General features: G+C 61.7%; 20 protein-coding genes and 1 tRNA gene. 13 read left to right on the forward strand and 8 right to left on the reverse strand.

Going from position 1 to position 22346, the window contains the following annotated elements; translation table 11 throughout:
- Positions 1-4 precede the first annotated feature (4 nt).
- Entirely contained in the window at positions 5-904 is a 900-nt protein-coding gene (locus WJS89_RS02670; RefSeq protein WP_346339379.1) for an aspartate carbamoyltransferase catalytic subunit, read from the forward strand.
- Between the two features lie 29 nt (positions 905-933).
- Here the strand turns inward: WJS89_RS02670 and WJS89_RS02675 are convergent, their stop codons facing one another.
- Genes WJS89_RS02675 through WJS89_RS02685 form a run of 3 tightly spaced genes read right to left on the reverse strand, consistent with a single transcriptional unit; the run spans position 934 to position 4385 of the window.
- Positions 934-2358 carry a tetratricopeptide repeat protein gene (locus WJS89_RS02675; RefSeq protein WP_346339380.1) on the reverse strand — a complete coding sequence of 475 codons (1425 nt, stop codon included), beginning with the start codon at positions 2356-2358 and terminating at the stop codon, positions 934-936.
- 43 nt (positions 2359-2401) lie between these two features.
- Positions 2402-3646 (reverse strand): hypothetical protein, encoded by a 1245-nt coding sequence (locus WJS89_RS02680; protein WP_346340087.1) that lies wholly within the window; start codon positions 3644-3646, stop codon positions 2402-2404.
- A gap of 7 nt (positions 3647-3653) precedes the next feature.
- Positions 3654-4385, reverse strand: coding sequence for an AAA family ATPase (locus WJS89_RS02685; protein ID WP_346339381.1), 732 nt, complete (start codon positions 4383-4385; stop codon positions 3654-3656).
- Between the two features lie 181 nt (positions 4386-4566).
- Between WJS89_RS02685 and WJS89_RS02690 the strand changes: the two genes are divergently transcribed.
- On the forward strand, positions 4567-5490 hold the full coding sequence (locus WJS89_RS02690) for an SPOR domain-containing protein (RefSeq protein ID WP_346339382.1): 924 nt from the start codon (positions 4567-4569) through the stop codon (positions 5488-5490).
- On the opposite strand, the gene serB is transcribed toward WJS89_RS02690, so the two are convergent.
- Positions 5487-6305, reverse strand: a complete 819-nt coding sequence (serB, locus tag WJS89_RS02695; protein ID WP_346339383.1) for a phosphoserine phosphatase SerB — start codon at positions 6303-6305, stop codon at positions 5487-5489. The two genes, WJS89_RS02690 and serB, sit on opposite strands and share 4 nt — an antisense overlap.
- Between serB and miaA the strand changes: the two genes are divergently transcribed.
- Entirely contained in the window at positions 6298-7224 is a 927-nt protein-coding gene (gene miaA, locus WJS89_RS02700) for a tRNA (adenosine(37)-N6)-dimethylallyltransferase MiaA (protein WP_346339384.1), read from the forward strand. The genes serB and miaA overlap by 8 nt on opposite strands.
- Before the next feature lie 13 nt (positions 7225-7237).
- Positions 7238-8230 (forward strand): ketol-acid reductoisomerase, encoded by a 993-nt coding sequence (gene ilvC / locus WJS89_RS02705; RefSeq protein ID WP_346339385.1) that lies wholly within the window; start codon positions 7238-7240, stop codon positions 8228-8230.
- Here ilvC and WJS89_RS02710 read toward each other — a convergent pair.
- Positions 8164-8382, reverse strand: a complete 219-nt coding sequence (locus WJS89_RS02710) for a hypothetical protein (RefSeq protein WP_346339386.1) — start codon at positions 8380-8382, stop codon at positions 8164-8166. The genes ilvC and WJS89_RS02710 overlap by 67 nt on opposite strands.
- Before the next feature lie 107 nt (positions 8383-8489).
- Entirely contained in the window at positions 8490-9107 is a 618-nt protein-coding gene (locus WJS89_RS02715; protein WP_346339387.1) for an outer membrane protein, read from the reverse strand.
- Between the two features lie 352 nt (positions 9108-9459).
- On the opposite strand from WJS89_RS02715, the gene WJS89_RS02720 reads away from it, so the two are divergent.
- Entirely contained in the window at positions 9460-9900 is a 441-nt protein-coding gene (locus WJS89_RS02720) for a hypothetical protein (RefSeq protein ID WP_346339388.1), read from the forward strand.
- Between the two features lie 120 nt (positions 9901-10020).
- Here WJS89_RS02720 and mutL read toward each other — a convergent pair whose 3' ends face one another.
- Positions 10021-11844, reverse strand: coding sequence for a DNA mismatch repair endonuclease MutL (gene mutL, locus WJS89_RS02725; protein ID WP_346339389.1), 1824 nt, complete (start codon positions 11842-11844; stop codon positions 10021-10023).
- Positions 11845-11998: 154 nt separating this feature from the next.
- Here mutL and WJS89_RS02730 point away from each other — a divergent pair, with 154 nt between their 5' ends.
- From WJS89_RS02730 to WJS89_RS02765, 8 genes are all read left to right on the forward strand, one after another.
- Positions 11999-13042 (forward strand): rod shape-determining protein, encoded by a 1044-nt coding sequence (locus WJS89_RS02730; protein ID WP_346339390.1) that lies wholly within the window; start codon positions 11999-12001, stop codon positions 13040-13042.
- Positions 13043-13049: 7 nt separating this feature from the next.
- On the forward strand, positions 13050-13943 hold the full coding sequence (locus WJS89_RS02735) for a rod shape-determining protein MreC (RefSeq protein WP_346339391.1): 894 nt from the start codon (positions 13050-13052) through the stop codon (positions 13941-13943).
- 83 nt (positions 13944-14026) lie between these two features.
- Positions 14027-14464 (forward strand): hypothetical protein, encoded by a 438-nt coding sequence (locus tag WJS89_RS02740; protein WP_346339392.1) that lies wholly within the window; start codon positions 14027-14029, stop codon positions 14462-14464.
- A 23-nt stretch (positions 14465-14487) separates the two neighbouring features.
- Positions 14488-16434, forward strand: coding sequence for a penicillin-binding protein 2 (mrdA, locus tag WJS89_RS02745; RefSeq protein ID WP_346339393.1), 1947 nt, complete (start codon positions 14488-14490; stop codon positions 16432-16434).
- Positions 16434-17564 carry a rod shape-determining protein RodA gene (rodA, locus tag WJS89_RS02750; protein ID WP_346339394.1) on the forward strand — a complete coding sequence of 377 codons (1131 nt, stop codon included), beginning with the start codon at positions 16434-16436 and terminating at the stop codon, positions 17562-17564. The genes mrdA and rodA overlap by 1 nt, the downstream gene beginning before the upstream one ends.
- A 105-nt stretch (positions 17565-17669) precedes the next feature.
- Positions 17670-17745 (forward strand) — tRNA-Lys (locus WJS89_RS02755).
- 164 nt (positions 17746-17909) lie between these two features.
- Positions 17910-19490, forward strand: coding sequence for an N-6 DNA methylase (locus tag WJS89_RS02760; RefSeq protein ID WP_346339395.1), 1581 nt, complete (start codon positions 17910-17912; stop codon positions 19488-19490).
- Positions 19457-20719, forward strand: a complete 1263-nt coding sequence (locus WJS89_RS02765; RefSeq protein ID WP_346339396.1) for a DNA cytosine methyltransferase — start codon at positions 19457-19459, stop codon at positions 20717-20719. The genes WJS89_RS02760 and WJS89_RS02765 overlap by 34 nt, the downstream gene beginning before the upstream one ends.
- Before the next feature lie 5 nt (positions 20720-20724).
- On the opposite strand, the gene WJS89_RS02770 is transcribed toward WJS89_RS02765, so the two are convergent.
- A complete protein-coding gene (locus WJS89_RS02770) occupies positions 20725-22341 on the reverse strand; it encodes an Alw26I/Eco31I/Esp3I family type II restriction endonuclease (RefSeq protein WP_346339397.1) in 1617 nt (538 codons plus the stop codon).
- Positions 22342-22346: the final 5 nt, after the last annotated feature.

Here is a 22346-nt window from a genome sequence, read left to right on the forward strand (position 1 = left end):
CGGCATGGACCTCCTTGCGCCGAGCGACCTTTCCGACGATCAACTTGATCGCATCCTCGGCGGCGCGGAGCGCTGGCTCGCGCATAACCGGCAGGAGAAGAAGGCGAGCGATCTGCATCGCGGGGCAAGCATGGTTCTGGCCTTCTTCGAGAATTCCACCCGCACCTATCTGAGTTTCAACCTGGCGGCGCAGCGCCTTGGCGCAATGGTGACGACCCTTCCCGTCGGAGCCAGTTCGGTCGCAAAGGGCGAAAGTCTCGTCGATACCGCGCTGACCATCGACGCCATGCGACCCGATGTCTTCGTCCTGCGCCACCCGAGCCCCGGGGCGCCGCAAGCGGTCGCCGACGCAATGGATGCGGCGGTCGTCAATGCGGGAGACGGCGCGGGCCAGCATCCCACACAGGGGCTACTCGATATCGCCACGATCCAGCATCATTTCGGACGGGTCGAAGGACTGACGGTCGCCATTTGCGGCGACATCCGCCACAGCCGCGTCGCCAATTCGACCCGCGAGTTGCTCGACCGGATGGGGGCGAACGTCCGCCTGGCAGGACCTATAGCGTTGATGCCGGACGATCATGACGGCCCCGACGGGATCGACGACGCCGTGGCCGGTGCCGACGTGGTCATGATGCTTCGCGTGCAACGCGAGCGCCTGTCCGACGATCTCGGCGACGGACCCGGCGAATATCTCGCGCGCTACGGATTGACCCGTGACCGTTTCGCGACGGCCGCCGATGGAGCGATCATCATGCATCCGGGCCCCATGAACCGCGGCGTCGAGATCGACGGCGATCTCGCCGAGAGCACCGCCTCGTTGATCACGTTGCAGGTGGAAATGGGGGTCGCAACGCGAATGGCGGTCCTCGACCTTCTGATCGAGAACCGCCACAGCGCCTAGGGGACCATCCTAGTTTTCCGTATCGGGCCTTAGCTTTTCCGAGCGAACCGCGTCGGGGCATCGCCCGCCATCTTGCGAACGAAGCAATCGATGCCCTTAGCTTGCACATCGGCACAGAAGCTGCGTGCGTCGGCATCGCTTGCAAAGCCGTGGGCGGCGAGGCGGTAATAGGTCTTTCCGTCATGTTCGAAACGCGCCGCCATCGGCTGGAAGGCGTTGAGCCCGTCGACTTTCTTGGTCGCGACGCTCCAGCCATGCGCCAGCAGGTCCTGATCGAAATACGACGCCAGCTGGACGACCGAACGGCTCGCCTGTTCGGCGGCGACGGCCTTCACCTTCATGCTGCGCACCGATTCGGTGAGACGAACCGCGTCGCTACTGAGCGCGGGCGCGGCCACCTGCGGCCTGGCTGCCGCGACTGCCTTCGCCATCAGAGCGACCGGCGCGACCTCGTCGACGTCGAGCGTGGCCACGGAAACTTCGGCTTCCTCGATCGATGCCGCTTCGGCAGCCTCGTCGACCAGCGTGATGTCGCGAACCGGAATCTCGATCGTCTTCGCAAAAGTCACCGGAGCATCGCCAAGCGCGATCCGCTGCTGGGGCGCGAGGTCGGCCGTGCGCAGGCCTGCGTAAGGCTGCGCGGTCGGGACCGGCGTGGCCTGCTGCGGCTGCGGCTGAGGGCGCGGCGCCAGCGAAGCGTAGCGCGGCTGGTTTTCGTTCCTGACCAGCGCGAGCGCGATCGGCTGGCCGGGATCGACCTGCGAGGGCGTCACGCCCGTCAGCGCCGCGATCGCGAGGCTGGGGTGCTCGGGGTTCGCCATCGCCATCCAGCCCTGGAGCTGCGCGTCCAGCTGGTTCGCCGGAACATCCTGTGCGGCGATGGTGCGGGCCTGCTGCCAGTCGCCCGTCATCGCATAGGCGAGCGCGAGGTTCTGGCGCGTACGGGCCGTTGCCTCGGGGCTGCGCGCGGCGCTGTTGAGGAGGTCGATCGCGACCTGCGGGCGACCCGCCAAGGCCACTGCGAGGCCAAGGTCGGCGGCATCGACATACCCACGCGCCTGCTCGAGCCCGTCGAGCGCCTGTGCGCTCTTGCCCTGCGCGATTTCGACAAGCGCCTTCTTGAGGATGACCTGCGGCTGCGCGGGCATCAGCTCGAGCGAATCGCGATAGGCGGCTTCGGCGGACGCAAAGCGACCTGCGGCGAAATAGGCGTTGCCGAGCAGCGAGCGGAAGCCCGCGTCCTGCGGCTTGTTCGCCACCGCGCGCTCGGCATGTTCGATCGCGACGCCGTGCTGGCCTTCGATAAGGGCCTGCTGCGCCTTCATGGCGACGCCGATGTTCTTCTTGTCGACGTTACCCGCGAAGCCGCCCATGCCGTCGGTTGCCGACGTGCAGGCCGCAAGGCCCGCCGCAAGCGCGGCCGCCGCCATCGCTTTTCCCATTTGTTTCTTCATCTGACTTTCCCCTTCCCTGGATCGTCGTCATTCTTCCCTGTTGTCAGCGTTTCTCCACGCTCGCCTGTTCGACCAGCTCGTCGAGCTCGGTCATTTCTCCCAGCAGGCGATCAAGCGCCTCGGTCACCATCTTCTGCGCCGACTGGCCGGTAAGGGCGCAGGCGAGTCGCAGCTTGAGATGGCGTTCCCGATCGAGACGCAGGGTGAAGGCGGCCCTGTCCTTTGCTCCGGCTTTCGCCTCGGCAACATCACGGCGCGATACTTCACGCGTTTCGTAGCCGCCCGCTCCCGACACCGGTGACTCGTCCGTATCGTCGAGCACATCTTCGGCGCTGAGCAACAGCTCGTCCTCGTCCGCGTCCTGCTCTTCGAACTGCGTTTCATCGTAGGAGGGACGCGCCGGCTCTTCCTCGCGCGCGGGGCGCGTGATGAAGGAGGCGAAGCGGTTGCTGGCAGTGGGATCGAAATCCTCGCCCGCCTCTTCCTCGGCGGTCGCTTCCTCTTCCTCGCCGTAGAGGTCGCCATCCTCCTCGTCCGATGTCGACAGACCATGAGCGGCCTGTTCGGCGGCGGAGGCTTCGGCTTCCAGGTCGTCCTCGCTCCAGGCGCTGCCTTCGTCCTTCTGGGCGTCGGTCAGCGGCTTGAGGTCGGCAACCGTGCGCATCAGCTGCGGCGCATCGAGATCCTCGTGTTCCGCCGATTCGTCTTCGGCGAAATCGTCTTCGACCGGATCGGGCAGCGCCTTCGCCTTCGTCGAGAAGATGCTCTGCGAAACGGGCGGCGTATCGAACGACGTTTCCCGGACGTCGTAGGATTCTTCCTCGACGGCGTCGTCTTCCGCGTCTGCGCTCGAACCCGGGCTCGGCGGCGTCAGCGCGTCCGACTTCTTGCCGTCGCGATGCCCGGTGAAGACATTGGGGCTTTCATCGGCCTCCGGATCCCACAGTTCGGCGGTCGAATCGTCGAGATCGGCATGATCGTCGGCATAGTCGTCGCCGTCCTCGTCGTCGGACGCGAACTGCTGCTTGAGCTGCGCCTGCTGGTCGTGGACGACCGGCTGGCTGGGGCTAAGACCCGACAGCGGGTTGCGGGTGATCGATTCGACGTTGCCGCCGTCCTCGTCGGTGCCGACGGGATCCGAACCCATGTCGTTCCAGCCAAGATCGTCGAGCCCTTCGGACCCGACCTGGCCGTAATTCTGGCGCCGCATGGCGGGGCGAGCCGAACCCTTGCGGGCGAGCAGGCCACCGGAGAGCGACGCGAATGCCTTGGGTGCATTCATCGTCATGGTCTCCTTATCCCACTACCCGGCGGCCGAAACCGCCGACGGGGCGCGGCGCGGCGGGCGCGCTGCCCTGGCTCTGGCTTCCGCCGACCTGCGGGGTCGCGAAGACGGTGCGGCGGAAATTCTTCTCGAGACGATCCGCGACGTAGTCCCACAGCGCCGTGATTTCCTGCGCCGAACGGCCTTCGGGGTCGATTTCCATGACGGTGCGGCCGTCGATCATCGAGGCGGCGAAGTCGGTACGATGATGCACGGTGACCGGCGCGACGGTGCCGTGCTGCGACAGCGCGACGGCGGCCTCGTAGGTGATCTTGGCCTTGGGGGTTGCCGCGTTGACCACAAAGATGGCGGGCTTGCCGGCACGGTCGCACAAATCGACCGTGGCGCCGACGGCGCGCAGATCGTGCGGGCTGGGACGCGTCGGGATGACGACGAGTTCGGCGACCGCAATGACCGACTGGATGGCCATGGTAATGGCGGGCGGCGTGTCGATGACGGCAAGCTTGAAGCCCTGCTGGCGAAGCACTTCCAGATCGCTCGCGAGCCGCGCGACGGTCGTCTGGGCGAAGGCCGGCATCTCGTCTTCACGCTCGTTCCACCAGTCGGCAAGGCTGCCCTGCGGATCGATGTCGATTAGACAGACGGGACCGTGACCGGCTCGCTGAGCCTGGACTGCCAAGTGGCCCGAAACGGTGGTCTTGCCCGATCCACCCTTCTGCGATGCCATAGCCAAAACGCGCATTATCTTCCCCTCGCCGGAATTTGGACGATTGTTCGTTGTTCCGGCTTTTGAACCCCAAGCGCCTAAAATCTGGTTAACGTTTTATGGGTGGTGTTCATCGTGTATCGACGTCGCGGCGCTTGGCGGGCAGACGCATCGCTATTAGTGTGGAATCTCAGACAAATAGAAGAGCGGCCGAGGGATGATGCGACTGACGATTTTTCTTGCAGGTGCGATGCTCGCCGCCTCGCCGGCAAACGCGCAAAGCGTTTCCGACGGGATCGCGGCCTGGCGCGGGGGTGAACCGGCGCGCGCCGTCGAAATCTGGGAGCCGCTTGCCGCAGACGGCGATGCGGATGCGCAGTTCAACCTTGCGCAGGCCTATCGTCTGGGCCGCGGTGTCGGAGGGGACGCAGATCGCGCCCGCGCGCTGTTCGCCGATGCCGCCCAGCAGGGTCATCTCGGCGCCCGCACGAATCTCGGTCTGATGCTCTACAGCGAAGGCAAGCGCGCCGAGGGGCTCGACTGGCTTTACGAAGCGGCCGAGCAGGGCGAGCCGCGGGCCATGCTCGTTTACGGTACCGCGCTGTTCAATGGCGAGACGTTGGAACGCGACAGCGTCACCGGCTATGCGCTCGTCAGCCGAGCGGTCGCGAAGGATCTTGCCGCGGCGCGACAGACGCTGGCGGAAATGGATCGCGCCCTTCCCGTCGCCCAGCGGCGCACCGGCGTCGCGCTGGCGCAACGCTTGTCGAGCGGTGCGACGAGCCTGACCAAGGCCGCGCCCGAAGGCGCGACACGCGTGGCGGCGCGCCCCCCGGAACCTGCATCGGCACCCAGACCCGCACGCCAGACCGAGGCTCGAGCGAAGGCGCCCGCCGCAGCAGCCTCGCTCGCGAACGCTTACGCCGTGCAGCTCGGGGCGTTCGCGCGCGACGGAGCCGCGCAGGAACTGTTCGCGTCGCTCAGCGGCGCGTCGGTGTTCAACGGGAAACAGGCGGAATACAAGGCTGTCGGCCGCGTCACGCGTCTTCGAGTCGGCCCGTTCGCCAATGGCCGCGAGGCCCGCGCCGCCTGCGAAGCGATGGAGCGCCGCAACCAGCCCTGCTTCGTGGTCGCGCCCTAGTCTTCGATCCAGTCCGCTCGGGGCAACCCGAGGCCCCAGAGCAGTGCGTCCAATCCGTGATGCGCGATGACGGCGTCGGCCTCGGCGGCGACGGCGGGCTTGGCATGATAGGCGACGCCCATGTCGGCGGCGCGCAGCATCGGCAGATCATTGGCCCCGTCACCGATGGCGATGACCTGACCGCCGTCCAGCCGATCACGTTCTTCCTGAAGCACGGCGAGCTTGCGCGCGGCATCGACGACGGGAGCCGTGACAGTGCCGGTGAGCCTTCCATCCTCGATTCCCAGCGTGTTGGAAACGACGCGGTCGAAGCCCAGCTTTTCCCCGATGACGTCGGCGAAGGCCGTGAACCCGCCCGAAACGAGGATGCAGCGCACGCCCCGACTTTTGAGCGTCTGGACGAGCGTACGGGCGCCCGGATTGGGACGGATGCGCGTGGCAAGCAGGTGATCGATGACCGCTGCGTCGAGGCCTTCCAGCAATGCGAGCCGTTCGCGCAGCGCGCCTTCGAAGTCGAGTTCGCCGCGCATCGCCCGCTCGGTGATCGCGGCGACGCGCTCTCCTACCCCCGCCTCGGCGGCGAGTTCGTCGATGCATTCCTGTCCGATCATGGTCGAGTCCATGTCTGCCAGGAAGAGGTTGGGCGTGAAGCCGTCCGGGCGGGCGATGACGTCGGCGCCTTCAGGAATCGTGATCGCCCCCGCGATTTCAGCGGCATCGCCCTCGTCTAGCCAGCGCCAATCGTCGCCGTGGGCAGCGCGGTCGATGAGACTGGCATCCAGGCGACCGGTTGCTATCAGCGTTGAGATGGTCACGAAACCTCCTCTGGCGCTCATCGCGGGTCCGACCGCGAGCGGCAAGTCCGAACTTGCGCTCCGGCTTGCCGAAGGCGTCCGGGGAACCGTCATCAACGCCGACAGCGCACAGATCTACGCCGACCTCTCGATCGTCGCCGCCAGCCCCTCGGAGGAAGATCGGGCACGCGCGCCGCACCGGCTGTATGGCGTCCGCGACGGTGCCGACGCCTGTTCGGCAGCCGACTATGCCGCGCTCGCGAAGGCAGCGATCGCCGAAGCGCAGGACGCGGGGCGCCTGCCCATTCTGGTCGGCGGGACGGGCCTTTATCTGCGGACCCTGCTGGAGGGCATCGCTCCCGTCCCCGACATCGATCCCGATATCCGCCTGGCGATCCGCAGCGCATCCACGAGCGACAATTACATCGCTCTTCAATCCGAAGATCCGAAAGCGGCCGCCCGACTGCATGCCGGCGACACCACCCGTATCGCGCGAGCGCTGGAAGTCGTCCGCTCGACCGGCAGGCCGCTCACGCATTGGCAGGATCGCAAGGAAGGCGGCATCGGCGACGTGGTGGACCTGCGACCACTCCTCCTCCTGCCGCCGCGCGAGGCACTGGCGCGCCGTTGCGATGCGCGCTTCAACCGCATGATCGAGACCGGCGCCATCGAGGAAGTCGAAACCCTCCTCGCCCGAAACCTCGACCCCGCCCTCCCCGTCATGCGCGCGATCGGCGTGCCCGAAATTGCATCCCATCTTACAGGCGAGCGCAGCCGCGAGGAGATGGTCGCCGCCGGTCAGCTAGCAACGCGACAATATATGAAGCGGCAATATACCTGGTTTCGCAATCAGCCTCCCGAAGACTGGCCGCGCTTTTTGGAAAGCCTGGAAGATCCCGGCGCATTCGAGCGTGCGCTAGCCCTGCTTTCAAGAGCTTGATAGGACGGCCCGCATGGAAGCCATCACGCAGAACGCCATCGATCCCTCGCCACTCGCTGGAAGAAAGATCGCCATCGTCGGCTACGGCAATCAGGGTCGCGCACAGGCGCTCAATCTCAGCGACGAGGGGATGAACGTCGTCGTGGGCCTGCGCGAGGGAAGCGACAGCTTCGAAGCCGTGCGCGCCGACGGTCTCGTCGCCGCTCCCCTTGCCGAAGCGGTGGCGGGCTCAGCGCTCGTCATGATGCTCGTTCCCGACGAGCTGATGACGGGCATCTACGAAACCATCGCGCCCGATATCGATGAAGGTGCCGCGCTCGGCTTCAGCCACGGTCTCGCGGTGCACTTCGGCCATGTGAAGCCGCGCGCGGATCTCGATGTCATCCTGCTTGCGCCGAAGGGTCCGGGGACCGCGCTTCGCAAGCTCTATACGCGGGAGAAGGGCATGCCGGCTCTCTGGGCCGTGCACCAGGACGCGACCGGCAACGCGAAAGGCATCGCCCTCGCCTATGGCCGTGCGATCGGCTGTGCACGCGCCGGCCTCTTCGAATCCTCGTTCAAGGAAGAAGCCGTCGCCGACCTGTTCAACGAACAGGCGGTCGTGTGGGGTGGTGTTCCGGCCCTTCTGCAAGCGGGCTACGAGACGCTCGTCGATGCCGGCTATTCCGAAGAAGTGGCATTTTTCGAATGCGTCGGCGAACTCAAGCTGCTCGCCGAGCTCATCGAGGAACGCGGCATTGCCGGGATGCGCGAGGCGATCAGCAACACCGCCGAACTAGGGGCAGTGCTCGGCGGGCCTGCGGTTGCCGATCACCATGTGCGCCAGCGGATGCGTGACATGCTGGAGAGCGTGGAAAGCGGAGAATTTGCGGCACAACTCGCCGAAGAGGCCGCCGAGGGCTATCCGCTACTTACCGACGCGCGCGAGCGGGCCCGCGCTCACCCGTCCGAGACGGTAGGGGCGAAACTGGCACGATTGTCACCGAAGAGATCCGGCTTGTCCTGAGCGCCGGTTCGTTCGCCGACCAGCGCACGCTCGAGATATCGGCGCTGGAGCAGGCGGTGCGTCTCGACCACGTTCGGATGATCTGCCTTCAACGCGGCCTCCATCTCCTCGGCGGCGCGCTGCGCGAAATAGATCCGATCCTGTCTGGCCATGCTGAAACGCCCTCTCGTTCTCACGAAAGGGCGATCCTAGACGGCGAATTCCAATTTGTCTCCCTCCCCGGTGCGAGGGTCCGGGGAGGGAGCGTTCGCGCGCCGCGTTAGAAGGAAATGCCGAGCGTTCCGACGACCTGATGCTTCTTGATCGGGTCATTGTCATACTGGGAGAAACGATACTCCGCGCCGACATAGGTCCCGCGCCCGACGTTGAAGCGTCCCCCGCCGCCGATCCGGTAGCCGTCCTTGTCGCTGTCGATCAACTCGCTGATCACATCGGTTCCATCGTCGCTCGTCACATCGAGGGTGGTGCGAACATTGCTGTAGCCCGCTTTCGCATAGAGAGCGCCGATCGGACCGATGGGGACCGTGATGCGTCCGCCGAGGTAGAGGTCGCGTCCGCTCTCGGACGTGCCGAAATAGTCCACGCCGTCCTCGGTATAGTCGAAGTCATATTTCTCGTCCGTCGTCCCGACTTCGACATCGACGCCAAGCGCCACCGCGACGAGGGAGATGTCGTATCCGGCAGCCACGCCATAGTAGAGCGAGTCTTCTTCGTACGGCAGCGTCGTCCCCGGTCCGGTGTTCAGCTCGCCGCGTTCGCGTTCGAGACCTGCCTGAAGCTCGATGCGCGGCCCCGAAGGCGCGAGTTGGGCGAAGGCCGGCGATGCGGCGAGTGCTGCGGTGCCGAAGATCGCGGCGCCGGAAATCAATTTGAACATCAAGAAACTCCATTTTTGACCGGACCCGTCTCCGGTTGCCCACTCAGAAGAGGACCGCGTCTGAACTTCTTATGAGAGTTGAATTCATCGCAATGACAGCTTTCGCGGCCTTGGCGTCTACGTCCCTGTTATTGCTGACAATTCATTTTTTCGATGGCGCCCGAACAGTTTTTCCGCATCGCCGATTGCGAGCTTTATCACTGTCGAGACATGAAAACGGATGGTCGGGTCACGCGTTTCCCGTGTCCGATCAACGTCAGGTTTCAGGCAACGTGAGACGGAACCGCTACTCCCGATTTTGAGGTGGAAAGGGGACTTTGAAGCTATACGACGACGGTGTAAGCGTTTAACCATGCAGAGTTCACCGGCATTAGATGCAGCGAGGGATTTTCTCGGCGTCGTCTGGGGTGGCGACCCTCCTGCCGACGAGGAACTGCTTCGAACGTTGGACTGCCTTGTCGCCGCCTACTACGCTACGCCTCCCGGAGACGTAACAGACGTTAAGATCGATCCACCTGCGAAGGATGGGCCGTCCCTCTACAGAGAGATTGCCGACCGCTTTCCTCAATTCGGTCTATATCCAATAGCGGATCCGTCCGCCGACTACGATGATGCGCTCATGATGGCGGATGCCATAGACGATTTAGCGGATATCACCGGGGACATGCGCGAAGTCGTCTGGTTCGCAGAGCACGTCAGCACAGATGATGCTCATTTCTCCTTTCGCCTGCTTTTCTTCCATTGGGGTCAACACGCACGTAGTTTGGCCTATTACCTCCATGACCGTATTTGACCACCTTCAAGAGTGTTTTGGGGCGATGAAGCAATGGTAGCTATGGGGTCGTAAGCAGACAGTCCGCTTTCAGTGGTTCAGGCGTCAAAGCCGCCGAAGACCGGCAAGTGCTAGCCCTCTCTAGTGTCTACCAAATAGCTTTTCGACATCCGACATCGAAAGTTTGACCCACGTCGGGCGACCGTGATTGCACTGTCCAGAACGCGGTGTCGTCTCGATCTGGCGGAGGAGCGCGTTCATTTCCTCGACCCGCAGGATGCGACCCGCCCGCACCGAGCCGTGGCAGGCCATCGTGCCGGCGACGAGGTCGATCCGGTCTTGCAGGGAGGGCGCACTGCCCAGTTCCGACAGTTCGGAGGCGAGATCGGCAAGCAGCTGTGGCGCCTTCACCTTGTCGCCGAGCGGCGCGGGGGTCGCGCGCACCAGCATGGTCGAGGGACCGAACCGCTCGATCTCCAGCCCCAGCGTCGCCAGTTCCGCCGCAGCTTCCTCGAGCCGCTCGCAATCGGCTTCGTCCAGCTCGACCGGTTCGGCGATCAACAGGGGTTGGCTGGCAACCGGCTGGCCCTCGCGAGCCTCCCGCATCGCTTCCAGCACCAGGCGCTCGTGCGCGGCATGCTGATCGACGATGACCAGCCCGTCCTCGGCTTCCGCGACGATATAGGTCGCCGCCACTTGCCCGCGGGCCGCCCCCAAGGGATGGCGCGCGGCCGTCGGGGCGGGTTCCGTCGCCACATGCCCCCGCGCAAGAGGAGCCGCGTCGGTCACCGCGGCGAAGCGCTGGGATTGCGATGGGTTCGGCCCCGCATCGTAAGTCGATCCGAATTCGGCCACGTTGCGGAAATCCAGCGGCCGTCCCGGAGCGTCGGGGTCGACCGGGGGCGGCGCGAAGTCTGCGCTTGCGCCCTGCCCTTCCACCATCCAGTTGGCGGGCTGCGCATGCTGTTCGCGCGCCGCCGACAGATGCCCCGCGTCTTCGAGCGCACGCCGCACCCCGCCGACGATCAGCCCGCGAACCCCCTGCGCGTCACGAAAGCGCACCTCGGTCTTGGCGGGATGGACGTTGATGTCCACTTCGCTCGTCGGGCAAGTCACGAACAGGGCGGCGACCGGATGACGGTCGCGCGCGATGAGATCGCGATAGGCGCCGCGCAGCGCGCCGACCAGCAGCCGATCCTTCACGGGGCGCGAGTTCACGAACAGGAACTGCTGGTCGCCCATTCCGCGGTTGAACGTCGGCAGGCTCACGACTCCCTCGAGCCGCAGGTCGCCGCGCACATGATCGATCCCCACCGCATTCTTCGCCAGTTCGGGCGTCAACAGAGCCGCAACGCGCTCGGGCGCGGACTGGGGCTGGACGGCGATGATCGCGCGTCCGTCATGCTCGAAGCGGAATGCAAGATCGGGCCGCGCCATCGCGAGACGTCGCATGACGTCGAGGGCGGCAAGATATTCCGAACGGGGCGAGCGCAGGAACTTGCGCCGCGCGGGCACTTTCCCGAACAGGTCTTCGACGCTGACGCGCGTGCCCGCAGGTACGCTCGCGGGCCCGTCTTCCACGCGCTCGCCATGATCGACGACGATCCGCCAGCCATCGCCTCCAGAAGGACGGCTTTCGAGCGTAAAGCGCGATACACTCGCGATGGAGGGCAGCGCTTCGCCGCGAAAGCCGAAGCTTTCGACATCCTCAATATGCTCGTCGGGCAATTTGCTGGTCGCATGGCGTTCGAGCGCGAGGCGCATCTCGTCGGGGGCCATCCCGCAACCATCGTCCTCGACGCTGATCTTCGTCAGCCCGCCTCCGGACAGTCGCACGAAGACGCGCGTCGCACCGGCGTCCACGGCATTCTCGACCAGTTCCTTCAATGCGCTGGACGGCCGCTCGACCACTTCGCCTGCCGCGATCCGGTCGATCAGTGCGCTGGGGAGCCTTCTTATTGACATCGAAACCTTATTCGCTCACTGCATCCAAGCGCTTGAAAGCCGCGGATTTCCTTGTAAATTCATATCGCTTTCAACAAAATTTGTTTAACGATTGGAGATGCGGGCCGCCTCCGTGCGTTCGCGCCACCATAACAGCAAAACGGAAGACGCCCATATGTTCTGGAACAAATGGTTCAAGTGGATGAGCCACGATATGGCCATCGACCTCGGCACCGCCAACACCCTCGTCTATGTGCGCGGGCGCGGCATCGTGCTGAACGAACCTTCCGTCGTGGCGATCGAAACCGTGAACGGAATCAAGAAGGTCAAGGCCGTCGGCGACGATGCCAAGCTGATGATGGGCAAGACTCCCGACCAGATCGAGGCAATCCGGCCGCTGCGCGACGGCGTCATCGCCGACATCGACGTGGCCGAAGAGATGATCAAGCACTTCATCCAGAAGGTGCACGGCGGCAAGATGCGCTCGTGGCGCTTCCCCGAGATCGTCATCTGCATCCCCTCGGGTGCGACCAACGTCGAGCGCCGCGCCATTCGCGACGCCGCGTCGAACGCGGGTGCGAGCGCGGTCTATCTGATCGAGGAGCCGATGGCCGCCGCGATCGGCGCCGACATGCCGGTGACCGAACCCGTCGGCTCGATGGTCGTCGATATCGGCGGCGGCACCACCGAAGTGGCCGTCCTGTCGCTGCGCGGCCTGGCCTACACCACCAGCGTGCGTGTCGGCGGGGACAAGATGGACGAGGCGATCTCCTCCTACGTTCGTCGCAATCACAATCTTCTGATCGGCGAGGCCACGGCGGAGCGGATCAAGAAGGAAGTCGGTATCGCCAAGCCGCCCAGCGACGGCATCGGCGAGACGGTCTACATCAAGGGCCGCGACCTCGTGAACGGCGTGCCGAAGGAAATCGCGATCAACCAGGGTCAGATCGCCGAAGCACTGTCCGAACCCGTCGGGACGATCGTCGAGGGCGTGCGCATCGCGCTCGAGAATACCGCGCCCGAACTGGCTGCCGACATCTGCGATCAGGGCATCGTGCTCACCGGAGGCGGCGCGCTTCTGGAGGGGCTCGATGAGGTCCTGCGCGACGAAACGGGGCTTCCCGTCATCGTGGCGGAAGATCCGCTCACGTGCGTTGCGATGGGTACTGGCCGTGCGCTCGAGGAAGAGCAGTACCGCGGCGTCCTCCTGACCGTCTGATTTCGCGATGGTGGCGGGGGCAAGCAAATTCCGCCGTCCGGGCTGGTCTCGACGGGCGCAATATAGCCTGTTCTTCAGCTTCGTCGCCTTGGGCGTTGGACTGGTGGTCGGGCTGGTAATGCTCGCCATCAGCGTCGTCGCGCCCCGCACCTTCGAGGGCATCCGTGGCGCCGCCACCGACGTGACCCGTCCCGTCTCGCAGAGCCTCTCGGCCGTCAGCGCGACGGTCGGCGGGCTCGCAACGGGTGCGGGCGATTATTGGAATGCAGCGCGCCAGAATGCGGCACTGCGCGAAGAACGCGACGAGTTCGCGCGGCGCGCGCTTCGCGCCGAAGCGTTCGAACGCGAGAATATCCAGTTGAAGCAGGCGCTTGCGCTTCGCGAACGATCGAACGAACCGGTCGCCGCCGGTCGGATCATCGGGTCGAGCCAGGATAGCGTTCGCCGTTTCGCCATACTTTCCGCGGGTCGAAGCGACGGCGTGGAAATCGGGATGCCGGTCCGTAGCGCCGACGGCCTGCTCGGCCGCATCGTTGGTACGGGTGCCTTTTCCGCGCGCGTTCTGTTGACGACCGATCGCTCGCTGATCGTTCCTGCGCGCATCCTGCGTACCGACGAGCCGGTCATCGCGCGCGGACAGGGCGCGGGCGTGATCGACCTTCGACCGCTGGAAGTGGGTCGCAATCCCTTCAAGCCCGGCGACGTCGTCATCACCAGCGGCACCGGGGGGCTGTACCCGCCGCTCGTCCCGCTCGCGCGTGTGATCCGGCTCGACGACGATGGCGCGATCGCCGTCCCGATCGCCACCCCTGCCCAGTCGAGCGTCGCCATCGTGCTTCCGCCCTTCGAACCTGATGCGCTCGCCCCGTTCGAGGCGCCGCTGACGGGGACGGAGGAATGATCGGCCGAGCCAAACCCCGCCGTCCGAGCGCCTTCGAACAGGGGCCTCGGGCCTTTGCCAACCAACTCCCTGCAGCCAGCGTCGTGATCGCAAGTTTCCTGGCTGTCATTCCGCTTATCGCGACGCACGGCTGGTGGCCTGATTTCGGTCTGCTGATGCTCATCGCCTGGCGCCTGCAGCGGTCCGATCCGTTCCCCAATTGGTACGCCATGCCGCTGGGGCTGTTCAACGACCTGATGTGCCTCCACCCGCTCGGTCTTTCGATCGTCACCTTCACGCTCGCGCTGACCGTGCTCGACGTTATGGACGCGCGCAAAGTCTATGGTAACTATCTCATCAACTGGATCATCGCGGCGCTGCTGATCGCGCTCGCCGAGTTCATCCAGCTGTGGATCGCGGCCATTCAGGACGCGGCAATGCCGTTACAGGTAATCATCCCCCCAATCGTCATTTCCACGCTGTTCTTCCCGATCGTTGCGTTCATCGTCGCCTATCTGGATCGCTATCGGTTGCGCAAATGACTGAATTTGCGAGATAAGGGATCATGGCCAAGCGTCCGAAAAAGCCGCAACGCGTTACCGAGACGATGCGCAAGGAAGCCTTTTCGCGGCGCTCCATGCTCGTCGGCGGCGCGCAGGCCTTGTTCGGCGGTGCGTTGATCGCGCGGCTCGGCTACCTATCGATCAGCCAGAACCAATATTATCAGACGATGGCCGAGGACAACCGCGTCCAGATGATCATCGTGCCCCCCCGTCGCGGCTGGATGGTCGATCGGAATGGCAAACCCATCGCCATCAACCGTTCCGATTTTCGAGTCGATCTCATCGCGGACCAAGTGCCGGAGGGAAAGCTCGAGGTCACGCTCTCGCGCGCTGCCGAGCTTCTCGACCTCAATCCCGAGCAGATCGACCGCATTTCCACCGAGCTTGAAGGCAAGTCCGGATATCAGCCCGTCCAATTGGCCGAAAACGTCGATTACGAGAAATATGCCGCGATTTCGGTTCATCTCCCCGACCTTGAAGGCGTCCTGCCCCAGCGCGGCTTCTCGCGCTATTATCCCGCCGGCGCCGCCGTTGGACATCTCGTCGGTTATGTCGGCACCGCCAGCCGCGAGGAATATGTCGCGGAGGACAAGAATCCGTTGTTGCTCACCCCCGGTTTCAAGATCGGCAAGGAGGGTCTCGAGGAAGTTCTCGAGCAGAAGGGGTTGCGCGGACAGCCGGGTGGGCAGCGTGTCGAACTGACCGCGCGCGGCAAGCTCGTGCGCGAGCTGGAACCCAAGCCCGACCGATCGGGGGAGACCATCCAGCTGTCGATCGACGTCGACCTGCAGGAATTCGCCGCGCGGCGTCTCGGCAACGAGAGCGGGGCTGCGGTCGTCATCGACTGCGAAACGGGCGACATCCTGTGCATGGCCTCGATGCCGGCCTACGATCCCAACAGCTTCTCCGACGGCATCGGCCAGGTCGAATGGAAGATGCTTTCCGAGGACGACCATCGCCCGCTGGTGAACAAGGTCGTCAATTCTCTCTATCCCCCCGGCTCGACGCTCAAGCCGATGAATACGCTGGCGCTTCAGGCCGCCGGCGTCGATCCGGACGAGCGCGTCTTCTGCCCGGGCGGCTATCAGTTGGGGAACCGCTTCTTCCGCTGCCTGCATCGCCATGGCCCGATGAACATGCGCGATGCGATCATGAAGAGCTGCAACACCTATTTCTATTCGATGGCGCACCGGGTCGGCTACGATGTCATCGCGGAGATGGCGCGCACGCTCACGCTCGGGATGAAATACGACCTTCCGCTGGTCAGCCAGAGTTACGGCACCGTGCCCGACCCCGAATGGAAGTTGCGCAAATACGACCAGAAATGGACGGGCGCCGATACGCTCAACGCGTCGATCGGCCAAGGATATATCATTCTCAATCCGCTCCAGCTTGCCGTTCACACCGCACGCATTGCCAGCGGTCGTGCCATCCTGCCGCGCCTGCTCGGCGCCCATAAGGATCCCGCGCCCATGCTCGACATTCCGCAGGAGCATCTCGATGTTACGCGCCAGGGCATGTGGCAAGTTGTCAACTCAGCCGGCACCGCGGGCGTCAGCCGCGTGCCGGTTGAGGGTGTCGAGGTCGCGGGAAAGACCGGCACGAGCCAGGTCGTCCGCCTCGCGCTCGGCGATGGCAAGAACGTGCCGTGGAAATATCGCGATCACGGCCATTTCGTCTGTTACGCGCCGTTCGACAAACCCAAATATGCCTGCTGCTTCTCGGTGGAACATGGGGGCACCTCGGGCGCGGCCACGCCGATCGCGCGCGACGTTCTTACCTTCCTGTTCGACCGCGACAAGGCGATGGCGCAACTGACCAGTCTCGAGGAACAGTGGGGTGGAAGCCTCGCCGAGCGGACCGCCGCGTTCCAACGCCGTGTCCTGGAGATCGCCGAGGCGCGTGCCGCCGGACGCGAGGAGCCGACGCCCGGTGAAGGCGTGACCTGATGCTGTCCTCGATCATTCCCCAACCGCTGGCGCGCTTGCCCTGGACGCTCATTGCGCTGGTCTTCCTCATCGGAAGTTTCGGCGTGGCGCACCTCTATTCCGCTGCCGGCGGGTCGCTCCAGCCATGGGCCCTTCGCCAAGGGGCTATCTTCCTCTTCATGTTCGTCATCGCGCTCGGTGTGAGCTATGTTCCCGAGAGCTGGATCAAGGGGCTCACCCCGATCGCCTATGTCGTCATTCTCGCGATGCTGCTGGCGGTCGAATTCGTCGGCTTTGTCGGAATGGGCGCGCAGCGCTGGATCGACCTTGGATTTATGAAGCTCCAGCCATCCGAATTCATGAAACCGGTTCTCGTGCTCATTCTCGCCCGCTTCTACGAGCTGCTCCCGACGGGCGATCTCAACAAGTTTCGCGCCATCTGGCCCGCGGCGTTGCTGACGGGCATTCCCGCCGCGCTCACCCTGATCCAGCCCGACCTCGGTACGGCGCTCGTCCTGATCCTCGGCGGGATCGTCGTGATGTTCCTCGCGGGGCTTCCCTGGTGGTATTTTGCGGGCGGCGCGGCGGCGGCGGCGGCGGTCATCCCCATTGCGATCCAGTTTCTCGAACCCTACCAGCAACGCCGTATCCTCATCTTCCTCGACCCCGAAGCCGATCCGCTGGGCGCCGGATACAATCTCACGCAGTCGAAAATCGCGATTGGTTCGGGCGGCATGTGGGGCAAGGGCTATATGCAAGGCTCGCAAAGCCACCTCGAATATCTGCCCGAGGGTCATACCGATTTCGCATTTTCCGCGATCGTCGAGGAATGGGGCCTGTTCGGCGGCGTCATTCTCATCCTCGCCTTCGGCGGCGTGCTCGCCTGGGGCCTGCGCGTGTCGCGTCGTGCCAGGACCCGTTTCGCCCAACTCGCCGCAGCCGGGCTGACGATGACCCTGTTCTTCTATGTCGCGATCAACCTCATGATGGTGATGGGGCTCGCCCCTGTCGTCGGCATCCCCCTGCCGCTGGTTTCCAACGGGGGGTCGGTGGTGATGACGACGATGCTGATGATCGGCATTCTGGTCGCGTTCGACCGGCAGACCAAGACGGCCGAGATCCGTCGCAAATCGGGGCTGAGTTCTGCCTGATGCCCGGGCCTTGCGAAAAATGGGTTGCAAGCCGAAACGCCCCCCGCTAGAGGCGCCTCTTCCGCGAGCGGAACCCTTCGGGCGCCGCAGCATTTGCAAAAGTGTGGACGCATAGCTCAGTTGGTAGAGCAGCTGACTCTTAATCAGCGGGTCCTAGGTTCGAGCCCTAGTGCGTCCACCATTTTTCCCTTACGCTTCATAGGCTTATAGAACACTTCGGCGCTCAGCGCTCGATTGCGCCACCACGAACACCGAGAAAGCACCGACTCTCTCCGCAAAAGTTTTCGGTTTAGAACAGACGACGAACGCGCTACCCATGCAGGGACTAGCCGAAAGAATTGAAAATTGCTGCATCTCAAAGCCGCCGTGGAATCGAGTTCCCGTCCCGATCTCCAAGATCGCCTTACCGGCAAATTTTATACTCCTGAGGTTCTTGCAAGAACGTTGGTGAGCTCAGCCCCTGACGAATTTGCACCTCAGTCTATTTGCGACCCATTTTGTGGCGACGGTCGACTAATCGTCGCTTGGATTCGACATCTGAATGAACGCGGTACGCTGCGGAATCTCAATCGAGTGCACCTCGTCGATTTAGACCGCGAAGCCGTGGATGAAGCCGCTAAAGCGGTAAAGGGCGTCTTGGCGGAGAATGAGGCTCATTCAGTTCAGATCTTTGCGGATGCTGTCGATGCATTCGACGCTTCAGAACTCGCGACTTGTGATGTTGTTATTACAAATCCTCCTTGGGAACAATTGAAGCCAGATAGCAGGGACCTCGTCTCCGAATCTGAAACATATCGGAGTGAAATCCGAGCTTATTCCGAAGGATTAGCTAAGAAATTTGAAGGCTCCGGAAGCGCTCAGAGGAGAAGTGTTGGCGGCTATACGGTCAATCTTGCGAGGGCTGGAGCCTTGCTCGCAGCGTCTTTGGTCAAAGAGGGGGGGCTGCTGCAAATCATTCTCCCATCCACAATTTTTGGAGATCAAGTTTCAACGCGCTTTCGAGAGAACTTCTTTCAGAAATTGTTAGTGGAAAGACTGGATTTTTATCCAGCGGAAGCTCGTCTGTTCAAGAAAGTCGACCAGTCGATAGTAACCTTAGTCGGTAGAAGGGGAGGCCCAACAAGAGAATTCTCGTTGAGACGACATGGTCCTGATTTACAGCTATCCGATGAACGAATTCATGCCATTGCTGACGCGAAAGAGCCGTTGCCCCTCGCGGTCACAGGCCTACAATCTGAAATTGTTAATTTCATTCGAGGAATGCATCCGTCTACGAGCTGGCTTGAAAGCGATTTGCGCTTTGGGCTTCGCTTAGGACGAGAAGTGGACGAGACTAGGATATCCGAATGTTTCACGGACAGTCCCAACGGCATCCCATTTGTAAAGGGACGAAACATTCAGCGTTTCACGGCCAATCTGGAGGACCTACCCAAGCTTGATCCCAAAAAGAAAAAAATCCCGGGGTCGGTTTTCGAAAGGCGTGTGGTGTGGAGAGACGTCAGCCGTCCATCACAAAAGCGACGAGTTCATTCGTGTATTATCCCTCCAAATTACGTGGCTGGCAATTCCTTGGGTATTGCACGCTTTGCTTCCCAGAGTTCAAACCTGCCTGACACTTGGATGGCAATCCTCAACAGCCTCGTATTTGAGATACAAATAAGAGCTATTCTGTCCACCAATCACGTCTCTCAGGGAGCCATTCGGAAGTGCGCAGTCCCTTATAAACTATTCGAGGACGAAGCTCTTAGATCCAAAATCGCTGGGCTCGCGAAGCAGCCGAGCATCGATCAATGCATTGCCATGGAAGTTGCAGTTGCGAAAGGTTACGGCTTGGGACGAGCCGATTTTGAGGCCATTCTAACCGCCTTCAACAAGTTCTCCGAAGAGGAGAAATGCGCTTATCTCAAAAAGGAAATTTGGTCATGATTCCGCAGCATCTTGCGCCGAAGCTCTCGGAGCTTGATTTAATGGTAGCTAGATCCGTTCCGCCAGGAGGCAATTGGAAAGATGTCCCAGAATCCGTGCCTTCAAAGAGGCTTGAGACAATTCGCCAAAGCTATGCAAGAGGCGAGGGAAGCCGTTCTACCTATTACGGAAGGTTAGAACCGACCGCTCCCTCTTACACGATCAGCACTTATTTCACTCGACCCGGGAACGGTTGCCATCTCCACTACGATGTAAATCAACTGAGAACAATTTCCTATCGAGAAGCTGCCCGGCTTCAAAGCTTTCCAGACAGCTTTGAATTTGTTGGATCACGAACCGCGCACGCTAATCAAATTGGGAATGCAGTGCCTCCATTGCTGGCGTTTCAACTTGCAAATCAATTCGGCGCCGCTGGTGACGTAGTCGATCTTTTTTCTGGATGCGGTGGACTCGCGCTCGGATTCGAATGGGCAGGTTGGAAAAGCGTGGTCGGCTCAGATATCGATCACTACGCTCTGGACACCTTTGCAAAAAACATCACGCCCAATGTAGTCGAGGGCAACATATCTGAGTCAAAGACTCGTGCTGATATCGTGGCAGCTGTTTCGCAACGACGTCGATCTAACAAGCCGTTAATCGTTGTGGGCGGACCACCATGCCAAGGCTTTTCAACTGCTGGAAAAGCCCGGTCACGAGCCGACGCGCGTAATCATTTGTTCAAGGACTATTGCCGACTAGTAGAAGAAATTGACCCAGATGCATTCTTGTTTGAGAATGTAACAGGGCTCTTAAACATGGAAAAAGGAGCGGTTTTTCAGGAGGTAATCGCCGCACTTGGCAAGGTAGCCAAGGAAATTCGATGGTGGCAGGTATCTGCCGACGAATTTGGCGTACCACAACGCCGCAAACGCGTAATTATCGTAGGTTTTCGCCGTTTACCGCCATTCTCTTTGGGCGCACCGCCACTAAGCGGGGGGCTTATAGGTGTCCGCCCCATCTCTGTACTAGAGGCGCTCAATGATTTGCCGAAGTTAGCTGCAGGCGAAGACGGTAGTTTGCTCGACTATGTTGGCCCTCCGATGACTGACTATCAAGAGCTCATGAGGGGGCAGATCCGCCCTGCCGAATTTCTTGCTCGTATCCATCGCAGAAAAGGGCTGGAAATCGAGGAGACGACAGATTTTGGATCGGCGTCTTCGCTCACTCGCCGAGGGCGGAGTCTCGCCTAGCTAGATCAATCGCCAATTTCGCGACTGTATCTATCTTCATCCCACATACCTGCCAACTGGACACCCAACTCATTCATGTGGGACTGAAGACGGACCTGAGCATCGTTAAACAGCGAAAAGTCGAAGGATCCGAAATCTAATTGGACAGCTCGGTACAATCCATCAGCATGCTCGGGGTCGGCACTAAGAGCTTCCAAAATCGCTTGGTTGTATTGTGCGCTAACATCGCGCGTCTCATTTAGAGACGAGAGTGCGTCATGCAAGTGCGCATCGCTAACGTCATTACTAACCACAAAAGCGTTTCTGTTCGCTTTCTCGAAGTATGCAAGCAACTCTCCAAACGCGACTCTGGAGCGCCGTGCTTTTTGCTCAATTGCATAATTCGTGGCGCGCTCAGTTCTTTCGAGCGAGTCCCATTGGGTCACGTGACCCTCAACCCTTAAATTGCGAAAGCTCACATCATAATCGGCATGATGGAGTTCTAAGAGACTTGCCAAAAACGAGAAGTGACCAGCGCTCGCTATCTTCGACAATGCCGACATCAGCGAATGGCGATTATCACGCAGAATCTTGCTTAAGCGCAAGGCGTGCTCATCAGTTGCCACCTGCTCTTTGCATTCATCCCAAAGTTCTTGGGAATGCCATGAGATTACCGACACACCAGTCTTCTCTTGTTGTCTTAACCAATCCACATCCGCGAAGGACATACGATTGTTCTTTGCGCTGTTGCACGGGCCGCAGAGCAAGCGGAAGTATGGATTATGATTGAAGCCTAGCGAAATCGGGCCGATGTGATCCGCTTGGCATGGCCCAGGGTGGCCATTCAGGCATTTTTCTTTTCGGAAATCGCGTCTGATGATCCCCATCAATCGATCCGCGGCAATCCAATTGCCAGAAGCCCAATATTCGAATACGCGCCGATCAGTATTGTAGGACCGAAGATTCTCCTTAGTTCTGCCGCTATCTGCGGTCTTGCGACAGCAGAGATTGAAACTGTGAAAACCATCCAGGCGATCAGGAGCGTTAGACATCGCCCCCGGGCTCAGGACGCCTCGAGGCTCAGAGGGCACAAGGCCGGCCTTGATCCAATCTAACCATATGGTGAAGTCATTGGAGGATGCGGGCGCCCCACTTTGCCGGAAAATCGAGGGCAATACTGCGACCAATTCCTCACCGTAATGGTCGTGGAGGCGCGTTAGCAGCGAGAAGATATCTTCGGTCTGCTCCGCTTCATGTTCCTCCTCAACAAATTCGAGGGCGTTGATTTTCTTTATCAAATTAGCGCCAGGATACACATATCGTATATCCATAAGGTGGCCGCACTTCTTGCATGGCTTTTTCTTAGTGGGGTGGATTGCCTTCGCGGTTTTCGAAATCCACTGATCCTCACGCGTATCAATTCCGACACTCTCCGCCTTGCGAGCCCACCATTCCCGGCGTTTTTGATGCGTGTCCTTAAATTTACCCCCTTTTCGGTTCGAAGGTGCTTCCCATTGAATCTTGCCGTCGTCATATCGGGCGTCAGGCATGCCTTCAAAAGCCGCATTTTCCACGATTTCGCTCATGTATTCGTGAAAGATCTCATGCGGTGGCTGACCTCTAAAACCTACTTCTTTACTCACGCTAC

This window comes from Sphingomicrobium aquimarinum (assembly GCF_039655735.1).
In the GTDB taxonomy this organism is placed as follows: Bacteria; Pseudomonadota; Alphaproteobacteria; order Sphingomonadales; family Sphingomonadaceae; genus Sphingomicrobium; species Sphingomicrobium aquimarinum.

Excerpts from the sequence above, each read along its gene's own strand:
- WJS89_RS02765 (WP_346339396.1), top strand. The coding sequence starts at position 19,457 with ATGCGCTTATCTCAAAAAGGAAATTTGGTCATGATTCCGCAGCATCTT.
- WJS89_RS02675 (WP_346339380.1), bottom strand. The coding sequence starts at position 2,358 with ATGAAGAAACAAATGGGAAAAGCGATGGCGGCGGCCGCGCTTGCGGCG.
- WJS89_RS02690 (WP_346339382.1), top strand. The coding sequence starts at position 4,567 with ATGATGCGACTGACGATTTTTCTTGCAGGTGCGATGCTCGCCGCCTCG.
- rodA (WP_346339394.1), top strand. The coding sequence starts at position 16,434 with ATGCTGTCCTCGATCATTCCCCAACCGCTGGCGCGCTTGCCCTGGACG.
- WJS89_RS02680 (WP_346340087.1), bottom strand. The coding sequence starts at position 3,646 with ATGACGATGAATGCACCCAAGGCATTCGCGTCGCTCTCCGGTGGCCTG.
- WJS89_RS02730 (WP_346339390.1), top strand. The coding sequence starts at position 11,999 with ATGTTCTGGAACAAATGGTTCAAGTGGATGAGCCACGATATGGCCATC.
- mutL (WP_346339389.1), bottom strand. The coding sequence starts at position 11,844 with ATGTCAATAAGAAGGCTCCCCAGCGCACTGATCGACCGGATCGCGGCA.
- WJS89_RS02720 (WP_346339388.1), top strand. The coding sequence starts at position 9,460 with ATGCAGAGTTCACCGGCATTAGATGCAGCGAGGGATTTTCTCGGCGTC.
- WJS89_RS02715 (WP_346339387.1), bottom strand. The coding sequence starts at position 9,107 with ATGTTCAAATTGATTTCCGGCGCCGCGATCTTCGGCACCGCAGCACTC.
- ilvC (WP_346339385.1), top strand. The coding sequence starts at position 7,238 with ATGGAAGCCATCACGCAGAACGCCATCGATCCCTCGCCACTCGCTGGA.
- miaA (WP_346339384.1), top strand. The coding sequence starts at position 6,298 with ATGGTCACGAAACCTCCTCTGGCGCTCATCGCGGGTCCGACCGCGAGC.
- WJS89_RS02735 (WP_346339391.1), top strand. The coding sequence starts at position 13,050 with ATGGTGGCGGGGGCAAGCAAATTCCGCCGTCCGGGCTGGTCTCGACGG.
- WJS89_RS02710 (WP_346339386.1), bottom strand. The coding sequence starts at position 8,382 with ATGGCCAGACAGGATCGGATCTATTTCGCGCAGCGCGCCGCCGAGGAG.
- WJS89_RS02685 (WP_346339381.1), bottom strand. The coding sequence starts at position 4,385 with ATGCGCGTTTTGGCTATGGCATCGCAGAAGGGTGGATCGGGCAAGACC.
- WJS89_RS02670 (WP_346339379.1), top strand. The coding sequence starts at position 5 with ATGGACCTCCTTGCGCCGAGCGACCTTTCCGACGATCAACTTGATCGC.
- mrdA (WP_346339393.1), top strand. The coding sequence starts at position 14,488 with ATGGCCAAGCGTCCGAAAAAGCCGCAACGCGTTACCGAGACGATGCGC.